Annotated in this window: 7 protein-coding genes and 1 pseudogene; 6 read left to right on the top strand and 2 right to left on the bottom strand. The window is 53.8% G+C overall.

Annotation, left to right across the window (positions count from 1 at the left end; all coding sequences use genetic code 11):
* Positions 1-194: pseudogene (locus tag ACKAE7_RS14460) on the bottom strand (glutamine--fructose-6-phosphate aminotransferase); the annotation flags it as partial.
* A gap of 942 nt (positions 195-1,136) precedes the next feature.
* Entirely contained in the window at positions 1,137-2,561 is a 1,425-nt protein-coding gene (locus tag ACKAE7_RS14455) for a sugar transferase (protein ID WP_408979531.1), read from the bottom strand.
* Between the two features lie 266 nt (positions 2,562-2,827).
* On the opposite strand from ACKAE7_RS14455, the gene ACKAE7_RS14450 reads away from it, so the two are divergent.
* The 6 genes from ACKAE7_RS14450 (at position 2,828) to ACKAE7_RS14425 (ending at position 10,677) form a co-directional block, all read left to right on the top strand.
* The gene (locus ACKAE7_RS14450; protein ID WP_408979530.1) at positions 2,828-3,772 is read left to right on the top strand and encodes a glycosyltransferase family 2 protein; all 945 of its coding nucleotides are present in this window, start codon (positions 2,828-2,830) and stop codon (positions 3,770-3,772) included.
* 73 nt (positions 3,773-3,845) lie between these two features.
* Positions 3,846-4,985 (top strand): glycosyltransferase, encoded by a 1,140-nt coding sequence (locus ACKAE7_RS14445; protein ID WP_408979529.1) that lies wholly within the window; start codon positions 3,846-3,848, stop codon positions 4,983-4,985.
* On the top strand, positions 4,982-6,325 hold the full coding sequence (locus tag ACKAE7_RS14440) for an O-antigen ligase family protein (protein ID WP_408979528.1): 1,344 nt from the start codon (positions 4,982-4,984) through the stop codon (positions 6,323-6,325). The genes ACKAE7_RS14445 and ACKAE7_RS14440 overlap by 4 nt, the downstream gene beginning before the upstream one ends.
* Positions 6,326-6,367: 42 nt before the next feature.
* A complete protein-coding gene (locus ACKAE7_RS14435; protein WP_408979527.1) occupies positions 6,368-7,672 on the top strand; it encodes an oligosaccharide flippase family protein in 1,305 nt (434 codons plus the stop codon).
* Positions 7,673-7,877: 205 nt separating this feature from the next.
* Positions 7,878-9,320, top strand: coding sequence for a polysaccharide biosynthesis tyrosine autokinase (locus ACKAE7_RS14430; protein ID WP_408979526.1), 1,443 nt, complete (start codon positions 7,878-7,880; stop codon positions 9,318-9,320).
* Positions 9,321-9,420: 100 nt separating this feature from the next.
* Positions 9,421-10,677: a nucleotide sugar dehydrogenase gene (locus ACKAE7_RS14425; RefSeq protein WP_408979525.1), complete on the top strand. Its 1,257-nt coding sequence runs from the start codon at positions 9,421-9,423 to the stop codon at positions 10,675-10,677.
* Positions 10,678-11,003: the final 326 nt, after the last annotated feature.

Raw genomic sequence — 11,003 nt, 5'->3', positions numbered from 1 at the left:
TCGGCAATCAGGTTACTCAGCTTCCCTGACTTCTTCCGCGACTCGATCGCACCCTTGGACACCACGGCGACCCCGGCGGAGTCGTAGCCCCGGTACTCCAGGCGGCGCAGTCCCTCAAGAACAACATCCAACGCGCTGTGTCCGGCAAGTCCGCCGTCGACTGAACGGCCCACATATCCCACGATTCCACACACAAAGGCCCCTATTGGTTTCTCAGGCAACCCAGCTCCGGGCGCGAGTATTGACAGAACTGAAGATAGGTGCTTTCAGGAGACCAGTTCTGGACTACTCAATGCAGCTATTGAATCGCTTGGATTTTGTGCGCTGTGACATTTTGGGCAGAGACCAACGAACTGGTGAGGGCATTCCAAGGGAGCGTCGCCTTCCCCACGAGGCAGCATAATTTTCACAGCCCTTTTATATCATCATTTCTGCCACAACACGCTCGGCGTGTTTCGAGCTGAGACTAGACAGGAGACGTTGGCGTCGTTACGTATTTAGGCCCTTTGGATAGGCATGTGTCCACCATAACCTAACGCCTGACTGCGCCATCCCCTTAGGCGCGAACCTTACGAACTCAAACGCCATTCGGCCGCCGTTCCATGGCGAGTCAAATGCCAATTCGAGGAGTACAGTCGGGCAGCTAACAGAAGTGGGAAATCCCCGCTGTACCTCGTCCATCTTATGTGGTCGGCCATGAATATTGCTCCAACTAGCGGTCGGGCCTGACGGTCTGAGGGCTTGTAAACGGAGCGGTGACATTTTTTGCGATTCTGCTGCCAATGGCCCTAATTGACGGCGTTTTCGACGAGCGAGTACCCGCTGCGTTGATGTGAGAGCTGCGCCGAAGACTTGACCGTGGTTCGCCAGCGTCGAACTGAGGAAGATGGCGAGGCCAGCCCCCGGCATAATCTGTTAGCTGCCGGGGTGGAATCACATAGTGGTCGGCTCATCCGCAAGGCGCGCGCTCTACGGTGATCTGGCTAACGGGAGTCGTGTACTGTGGCCTCGCCTCGGGCGAGTACCCGCCTCACACTGCCTTCCATACCCGTAAGTCCGGTGAACTACCAGTTCAAAGGGTTCACCGCTGGAGTTGTGCTCATGTACCGTGGAAAGAATGAGGAATGAGGGTGCAATTATACAGCACCTGCACCAGCAAAAACAGCACGAAATGTCTTTAGTAGGATGACAACATCCCCAACGAGCGACCAATTTTCCACATAATAGAGATCAAGTCTGATGCTCTCTTCCCAAGTCAAGTTAGATCTACCACTTACCTGCCACAGGCCACTCATGCCGGGGCTTACGTAAAGGCGGCGGTGTGCATCAGAATCGTAGAGGGCGACTTCGCCCGCGCGCTGCGGCCGCGGCCCTACAAGACTCATGCTTCCGGCTACCACATTTATCAACTGCGGTAGTTCGTCGAGAGAATACTTACGAAGCACTCTGCCTACTGGCGTTATACGAGGATCGTCCTTGACTTTGAATAATGGAGTCGCGCCTGTCCCTTGTTCGCGCAGCAGAGCTTGCAGTTCTTGATCCGCATTTGTCCGCATTGAGCGGAACTTGAGCATATTGAAAGAAGTGCCTCGTATGCCAATCCGTTCCTGCTTGTAGAACACCGGTCCCGAACTGCTCAGCTTCACCAAAATAGAGACAACCAAGAACACCGGCGACAGGATGACCAGCAGTAACACTGCGGACATAACATCGAATGCACGTTTCGCCACCCGCCGTCCGCCGGTGAGCTTAGGTGTTGACACATGAATAAGTGGCAATCCTGCCACGGGTTGGGTATGTATCCTCGGGCCAGCAACATCGGTCAGCGATGGTGCCAGGATCATCGAAACGTGTGAAGCAGCCAGGGTCCAGCCAAGCTGACGCAAATCCCTAGGTGACAAGTCTCCTTCGGCGGCAACGGCAACCGTATCCGCGCCTACATCTTGGATGGCTTCCATTATTTGTTCTAGTCGACGCCCGCTTCCGACGACACGAACAGATACTTCAGGCCCATCGCTGCGAGACGTCAGGAATGCGCCAATAGGAGCGTATCCAGCTTGCGGGTGACTCTGCAGCGAGCGCACAACATGCTCCGCACTCGCGGCTCCTCCGAGGACAAGCACTCTTGAGGAGCTGAATCCACGTGATCTTTCCAGAGCCAGGTGCTGACGCAAAATCCAGCGACCAAGAATTAAACCCGTGACACCAACAGGCAACGCAATTCCTACGTATCCACGGGCAGTGTCAAAACGCGCGGAGTAAGAAAGGATTGCAATAATACCAAACAACCACAGCGAGCTAGCAAACACCCTCTTATATTCCTCAGGGCCAAAACCCAAAATTTTCGGGTCCCGCGTACCCCAGAGGCCAAGCATTAGCCACCATCCGGTAGCAAGGGCAGCGGTGAGAGCGAGATACAGACCCGTCTCACTGCTTAGCGGACCTTCGTCGGTTCCGACTCGCAATATCAGCGCCCCCGCAGTCGCCCAAACTACAACCACTCCATCCACTATTCGAAGCCGGCGGGCATAGCGAATGCGCCACTTAACAGACTCAGACATTTGACGTCCCCCGAGGTAGACCAACAACTCTCGACCTAGGAGAGCACACTAGATAATACCGGCAGCATGATGGGGCCACTGGTTCTGCTTGCTAACATGACTTGACTGCGGCAAGTTGTTCGAGAGGGTGGGGGCCTCGTCGGTTCATTTTGGTTCCAAAGCCCGGCCCCAGATCCCTGCAGTGCGCTGATGCTAAGTCCCGGCAATTTTGGTACCTGCACACGCGCTCTTGTCCCTGCCACTGGCGACCTTCATGAAAGCGGAAAATGCTGCCCTCAAAAACTATCGACGTCTCCGTGGTAATCCCCTCGGTGGGGAGACCGGAGCTACGGAATGCGGTAAAGAGCGTTCTCGGACAAGATTACTCCGGCGAAGTCGAACTGCTCGTCGTCTTCGACCGGGATGAAAAGACCACGACCCCGGACGTGCTTGATGCGGCTACCGGGGCCAACCAAATCCTGTTTACGGGGGGTGGCAAACGAGGTGGTTTCACGCGAAACCTTGGTGTTAACTCCGCTAGGGGAAAGTGGATTGCCTTTCTAGACGACGACGACACGTGGTTTCCTGGCAAGTTGCGCGCGCAGCTGACTGCGGCATCGCGCTTCCCCAGTGATCAAGATCTTGTGATTGGTTCGCGTGCTGTCCAAAGTATCACCGGGGCTGCATCCACTTCGAAGGTCAGGGGCATACCCGCAGCGCTGATCCACCCGGGTCAAGACATTGCTGACTATCTCTTCCGGCGCCGCCACGCGGGCGCAACCAGGTCCTCCTTCTTTGCCTCAACGGTCATGGCTCCGAGAGACCTGTGTATTCGCGTTCCATGGGATGAGAAGCTGACTAGGCACCAAGATTGGGACTGGCTGCTGAAGCTGGGTCGCGAACCAGGAACGAATTTCCTCCAAGTGGAAGAAGACTTGGTAGACATCTACGTGGGGACTGCGGGTTCAATCTCGGCGGGAAGTGACTGGAAGACTTCCCTCATGTGGGCTGAATCAGCTCTGAATAGCTACGGCGCGGACACTCAAGTTGACTTTCTGGCGGGACAGACCCTTCGCTATGCTCTCCAAAAGCGTGACCCTCGGGGCGTGCTCGCCGTAATTCGACGTATTTTCAGACTTCGGCGCTTGCCGAGCATGTCCCCGTTGGCGCTCGGTATCTCAGGGGTACTTCCGAGAAAGTGGATTCAGAACCTCATGAGGTTTATCAAGTGACATCGTCACCGGAAGTTATCAAGTGTCATCGTCATCATTCGAACGTCAAAAAATCCTGTTACAAGGAGCCTAGATGAGTACCAGTAAGCGGCGAGTGACATTTGTCGTGTCAGGCCTGACTCCTACATTAGGCCTTGAGCGAGTGACTCTCAATTTGGTTCAAGCTCTGGAACAGCGCTTAGATATACGCATCATCGTATTAGGCGGTTCAAATGCCGACAAAAACTTGGCGCGTGGGGTAGAAGTACTTGGTACTCCCTTGCGCGGATGGCAGCGTGTCCAAAGCTTCGCGAGACTCTATTCATGTTCCCGCCGTAATGATCTGGGCACGGTGGTATTGGTGGGTGTATGGACGGCCGTGCCCTGGTTGCTTGTGGCGCCGAGATTGCCCGGCGGGACTATTATTTGGGAGCACACACTACTTAAAGAAAAGCTTCCTTACTCTAAACCGCTTAGCGTTTTGAAATTCATGACCCGATACTTATATAGACGGGCTGATAAGGTTGTGGCTGTAAGCCAACCCGTGGCAGAGGACATGGAGGAATATGGCAACATCCGACGGGTTACCGTAATTCCCAACATTGTCAAGGAACCCACAACTGAGTCTGTCGAGAAAATAGTCAAATCCCGAAATACGGAACATCGTATTCTCAGTATTGGCTCACTGACAACTATTAAAGCTCAGCACTTGGCCCTTGAGGCACTCAGTATTCTGGACGATCAGTATTCGCTGACAGTAATAGGGGACGGACCTCGCATGACCGAACTCAGTGCATTGGCGAAGAGTCTCGGAATTGAAGAGCGCGTCAGGTTTACCGGATACCTCGATCAGCCTTCCGTGAAGAAGGAACTTTCTAAAGCTTCAGTTCTTCTCCATTGTTCTGTCGCCGAGACGTTTGGTTTGGTCTATGCTGAGGCGGCCGATGCCTTTGTTCCGGTGGTTTCAGTCGACACCCGAGTAGCGAGGTATATGATCCCCAAGTACTCGCCCGGGTGGCTTTCCGAGGCAACGCCGGAAGCTCTTGCTAAGACTATTCGAGAAATGCCGAGGAGCGCACCCTTTCCCACTGAAGCCTTCATTGAGGCCTCGCAACGCAGGGGGGTGGACTTCGGAGTCGACCGTGTCATCGGTGATTGGCTAAATATCTTGACGAACACAACCCCTGAAACCAGCGAACAAGCGGCAACAAAGGTTGCTAAGGGAAACGCGTGACAACGCTGATCGCGTACACAATCGCCCTACTGGCCGCGACTACGATCGCAGTTCAGGTCAAGGTTTTGTACAAGTCAGGACTGACAGAACGAGACCCGCTACTCTTTTTCGGCCTATTTCTCGTTATGCTAACGAGCCTGATATATGAAGCCGGGATACTGCTCCGCGGCCAAGCAGGACAAGTCGCGGTTATCGGGCTAGTTCTGGTGACCGTACTAGCAGCCATATCAAAAAGCGTTCGTTCTCGCGTTAAGCATAAAATTCAGCTTTCCGTATTTTGGCCGGCCATAATCGCCGCCCTACTTTTCTCTGTTAATGCACTGATGAACCCGGAAATTGATCTACCACAGATCATAGGCCGCTCACTCGGTATACTCACCCTGACTTTAATTGGGCTTGCATTCGCATTATCAAACCTCAAGCTGCACGATGTTGCAGCGACGCTGGTACTTGCGACAAGTTTTATGTTTATGATTGCACCCTTAAGCGGCTTGAATTGGCGCCCTTGCGACAAGTTCAAGTGCGGGCCTTTCGATGCTCTTTACACCGGACCTTTCCAATCTGAAAACACTGTTGCATTATTCTGCGGCGTGGGACTTTTGTGCGCTTTCCTGACCTATGCTGGCCGCAGTAGTGTCATCACGATCGTCATGTTCGCTCTGACGCTTTACGCAACGGAGTCGAGGACATCACAACTGGCCTTGGCTGTTGGTCTGGCCGTCTGGCCAATTGCATCGCTTGCGACATCTTGGTGCCGCTCAACGGGATTGAATCCGTCCGCCCTGGCGAGTCGGAGCCGACTCGTGACAGTAGCGGCGAGTCTTGGTACAGCTGGACTATTTATAGTCGGATTCAGGTTAGTCACAGAAGCCGAGCCTTCGGACTTCAGCAACAGGGGAAAAGTTTGGATTCTGGGACTATCAGCCCTCGGAGAAGACTGGTTTTCAGGGCTAGGAATTGACCGCTGGTACACGTACCAGTCGGTGGGTGCCGTTCCTTCTCATTTTCCTCACAGTGAATACCTCTTCTTGCTATTTACCGGCGGCATTGGCGCGGTTATTGGGTTATTTATTATATATACACAAAGTATCAAAAAGTCATTCATCCATAGAGGCGCACCCCCCTTTGCGATATCCTACGTTGCCTTTTTGGGAGTGACCGGAATGACCGAGCTGTTCTGGAATCCAATAGCGGCCGATGGCAATGTTTTCGTGATGTTCCCCCTCATCTTCCTTCTGTCTCTTGTGAAGTCAGAGGTGTCAACAGAGGACCGGCCAACGATACCCGTACCCAGTTCCAGGAGGAGAGCATCGGCGCCGCGCGTCCGCTCTATTTATTGATGACGATTTCTATATGCGGTTTGATCAAGTGAAAGAACTAGCGTGGCTATAGACACCAAGCTGTTACGAAAAAGCGTGTTAGCCCTCTTTGCCGGACAACTTTCAAAGCTGGCCATACAGGCCATCTATTTCGTGGCATTAGCGCGCATGTTGGGCGCTACGGATTACGGTGCTTTTGCAGCCGTTCTGGCACTGGCGGCTTTGCTCTCCCCGTTCTCAAGCCTCGGCACTAATACCCTCATGGTCAGGAACGTAGCCCACGACGCAACATCCGCCCCATATGAGTGGAAGAGGGCCTTGGCCTTTACGACTGTAGGCGGCCTCTTCAGCTCAGTGCTTTTAGCCGCCGCATCTCATTGGATTGCTCCAACCAACGTCTCGTGGGCAGGCATCTTCTGTATTGCCCTAGCCGACTTGGTGGGGCTCCGGTTAGTCGATCTAGTCGGCTCATTTCGTCAAGCAGTCGGTAGCAGCCGCGCCTTGGCCATTCTGCCGTCAGTTGCCAATCTATTCCGCCTAATTGCAGCCGCCGCAGCTATTGCGTCCTTCGAGACGATTTCACTGCCAACCTGGTCGTGGGTGTACGCCGCCGCGACGCTGCCTCTAGGTATCGGAGCGGCGATGGTGACTACCGTCCAGGTCGGCTACTACAAAGGCTGCCCAAAAGTAACCCAGCGCGAAATCCGGGAGGGGCTTCTATTCGCTACAGCCCTTGCCTCTCAAAACGTGTATAACGACATAGATAAAGCAATGCTAGGACGGCTGGTCTCGGCTACTAGCGCAGGCATATACTCTGCTGCATACAGAATCATCGATATGGCTTATGCCCCTATTCGCAGTGTATCTGCGGCTGCTTATCCCCTCTACTTCAGGGAAGGAAAAAACGGGCTCCGTAGCGCCCTAAAGCTAACGCGTAAGATCTCACCCCTAGTGCTCGGGTATGCCGTCGTGGGCGCCATCGGTGTAGCGCTCGTAGCGCCAATTGCACCCGCAATTCTAGGTAGCGACTACAGCGAGGCGGTCCAGTACATCCAGATGATGGCCTGGTTGATAATCCTGCGTGCCGGCTCCTTTCTAGGCGCTGACACATTGACTGGCAGCGGGCACCAAGGGTATAGAACGGCAGTTCAGGCTAGTATGGCCGGCATCAACGTCTGCATGAACTTTTATCTACTTCCTCAATACGGGATAGCCGGAGCAGTTATATCGACGCTTGCATGCGAGGCACTCCTGGGAGCACTTCTATGGTTTTATATCGCCATCCAGTTGCGCACCACGCCTGCAGCAGTGCCGCGGTCCAGGGGACGGCGCAGACGGGGACGCCACAGGGCGACGTCTCGAGTTTAGGTTCGAACAGATGCCCAGAGCCCCAATCAACTCAGGACCAATCGTTCGCGACGGTTATTCGAGTGCAGCCTAGGCGAAGGTGTCCAACCTAGTTCAGCTGCGGACGGGTCCAAGTTAGAATCAAGACGCGAATCAGCATAAGATTCATCGGGGGGCTGTGTACCGCAGCAACTGATTCCTGCTGTGCTCAGAAAGGCCACTCAAAATGGAACTGAGAGACTACCTACGTGTCCTTCGCCGAAACTGGGTATTGATCGTAAGCCTCGCTCTCGTCGGACTTTTGGGTGGTGCTGCTGCTTCTCTGCTCATCAAGCCTACTTACACCGCACAAACACAGCTCTTTGTGGCCATTCAAAGTTCAGGCTCGGTTCAGGAGTTGCAGCAAGGCAACACGTTCAGTCAAGCGCGTGTTCAATCCTATGCAAAAACCGTTGAAACGCCGGTTGTCCTACAACCGGTTATTGACACTCTTGGCCTAACCATGTCGCCGCAGGAGCTGGCGACAAAAGTCAAGGCAAGTTCAGACTTGAATACAGTATTAATCACCATTTCAGTTGAAGACCAGTCACCCGTTGCAGCAGCTGCGATCGCCCAGGGCGTCAGTGACAGTTTAGTCAAGGCGGTTGATACCCTGGAGAAGTCCGACAAGTCCAGCACATCCCCGGTCAAGCTTTCTATCGTGACTCCAGCAGTAGCACCGAGGGAAGCTTCAGCACCCAACACGCGTATAAACCTCGCGGTAGGGCTTCTGGCCGGGGTTTTCCTTGGCGCCCTAGCAACCCTCGTACGCTCTACGCTGGACAACAAGGTGCGAAGCGAGGCTGACCTTCAGAAGATCACCAGTGCCCCTGTTTTGGGCGGGATCGTATTCGACCGTGAGGCTGCAAGGAATCCGCTCATTTTGGATCACCAGAATCAGAGTCCGCGCGCAGAGTCATTCCGACGAATCCGAACTAACATCCAGTTCGCCAATTTAGGGCAACAATCCGGGGCAGTCATGGTGACTTCCTCGCTCCCGGGTGAAGGAAAAAGCACCACTGCTGCAAACCTCGCGATCACGCTTGCAAAGTCCGGTCAGTCTGTTGCGCTTGTCGACGCCGATCTTCGCCGACCTATGATCGCTGAATACCTGGGACTTGAGGGCAGTGCGGGCCTCACAACAGCACTTATCGGTAACGCAGAGATTCGCGATCTCTTGCAGGGTTGGGGTGAGGATCAACTCTATGTCCTAACCTCCGGGACAGTCCCCCCGAACCCTAGTGAACTCCTAGGATCGGATGCAATGTTGCGAGCAATTCGTGAGCTTGAATCGAGTTTCGATGCCGTGATCGTGGACGCACCTCCTCTCCTTCCTGTCACAGATGCTGCCGTTCTGTCCCAGCATCTCGGCGGAGTGATACTGGTGGTAGGCAGTCAGACCGTCAAGCAGGGCGACGTCGAGAAGTCGCTACAGACGCTTGACTTGGTTGAAGCTAACGTGCTCGGCGTTGTAATGAACATGCTCCCGAGCAAGGGACCAGATGCCTACGCCTATGGCTACCAGAGCTACGCACCAATCGACTCAGCGTCCGCGGGGACCAAAACAGAGCCATCAGAGACTGAACAAGCCCGCTCCGCCTCACGGTTCCCCATAGCAGTCAATAAATAATCATCATCGCGTGGCCGCGCCCAGCGGTCACAACCATCGAATTGCAGCCTGCCCCATTAGGTTGCCCTCGAATAACGCCCTTTAGGAACGGACGACTCAAATGACGAATGTCGTAATAATCGGCCAAGGATACGTAGGTTTGCCCTTGGCCCAAGGAGCAGTGCAGGCAGGTATTTCCGTAACAGGATTTGACCTTAATAAGAATACAGTTGAAAAGCTTAATAAGGGACTGTCGCACATTGACGACCTGCGAGATGCAGATATAGCGGAAATGCTTTCTGCTGGCTATGTCGCTAGTAATGACCCCACGGTAATCAAGAATGCTGACGTTGTTGTAATTTGCGTTCCAACGCCTTTAGGGGAAGCGGGGGTACCAGACCTTGGGGCAGTAGTTTCGGCAACAAAAACCATCGCAGCCCACTACTCGGTTGGCACTCTTGTTGTGCTTGAATCGACGACTTATCCTGGTACCACGGATGATCTGATTCGTCCGATTCTTGAAGTTGAGGGCCGTCTCCTCGATCGGGACTTCTACTTGGCTTTCTCCCCCGAGAGAATCGACCCCGGGAACCAGACCTACGGACTGAAAAACACGCCCAAGGTCGTGGGCGGGATCTCTGCGAAGTCAACGGAGTTGGCAGCTGAATTTTATTCGAAGTTTGTTGACACGGTCGTGACCGCAAAAGGTGCAAGAGAGGCAGAAACCGCAAAGCTGTTAGAAAACACATATCGTCACATCAACATTGCCCTCATGAATGAGATGGCTCGTTTTTGTCATGAGTTGGACATTGACTTGTGGAACGTAATTGAGGCTGCCAAAACGAAGCCTTTTGGGTTTCAAGCCTTCTATCCTGGTCCGGGCGTCGGTGGCCACTGCATACCTATTGACCCTAATTACCTGAGCTTTCAGGTTCGAAGGTCTTTGGGCTACCCTTTCAAGTTTGTCGAGCTTGCGGAAGAAGTGAATAATTCAATGCCCGCCTACGTCGTTGAACGTGTGCAGGGCATGCTCAATGAAGCGCGTAAAAGCATTAACGGATCTTCGGTTTTGCTTTTAGGAGTAACATATAAGCCCAACATCGCCGATCAACGTGAATCTCCGGCGACCCCGATCGCCCAGCTTCTCCTGAGCAAAGGCGCTGAAATCTCTTTCCACGATCCCAAAGTCGATACTTGGCAGGTCGCTGGCAAGACCCTCAAGACAGAGCCAGATCTCCACGCTGCTATCCAATCAGCAGACGTTGTAGTCCTTCTCCAGAATCACTCAGAATACGATGCGGACGCGCTCAGCCAGAAGGCCTCGCTCTTCTTTGACACGAGGGGTGTTACGACGACGAGCGCTGCCACCAGGCTCTAGCTGTTTGGGCACTTTCGGCAACTCGAACGACATATCAAAAAGCCACGGATAAGAAGCACTGGTGAGTACATAGCCCCGCCTCACATTTTGCCAAGTCCATTTCCCTTATGAACAAGAGGGTTCAAGTTTAGTAACTTGAAGCTCCTCCTGGTCCGTTCATTGGGGATCGACCTCCCTATCGCACCGCTCACTAGGAAGGACACCAGCCGACATGGAAGGTAGTTCTGACAGAAATGGCTTCACAAGACACGGCCTGCAAGGTCAGAGCCCGGACCCTAAGAGGAACAGGGCTCTACGGTGGGTTGCACCGGCCGTCCTAATTGTCA

This window comes from Pseudarthrobacter sp. NKDBFgelt (assembly GCF_046097905.1).
GTDB lineage: Bacteria > Actinomycetota > Actinomycetes > Actinomycetales > Micrococcaceae > Arthrobacter > Arthrobacter polychromogenes.
This window is presented reverse-complemented; position numbering and strand designations above follow the sequence as displayed.

What these genes read in the sequence shown, in the direction of transcription:
- ACKAE7_RS14425 (WP_408979525.1), top strand. Translation starts at nt 9,421, where the DNA reads ATGACGAATGTCGTAATAATCGGCCAAGGATACGTAGGTTTGCCCTTG.
- ACKAE7_RS14450 (WP_408979530.1), top strand. Translation starts at nt 2,828, where the DNA reads ATGCTGCCCTCAAAAACTATCGACGTCTCCGTGGTAATCCCCTCGGTG.
- ACKAE7_RS14455 (WP_408979531.1), bottom strand. Translation starts at nt 2,561, where the DNA reads ATGTCTGAGTCTGTTAAGTGGCGCATTCGCTATGCCCGCCGGCTTCGA.
- ACKAE7_RS14430 (WP_408979526.1), top strand. Translation starts at nt 7,878, where the DNA reads ATGGAACTGAGAGACTACCTACGTGTCCTTCGCCGAAACTGGGTATTG.
- ACKAE7_RS14445 (WP_408979529.1), top strand. Translation starts at nt 3,846, where the DNA reads ATGAGTACCAGTAAGCGGCGAGTGACATTTGTCGTGTCAGGCCTGACT.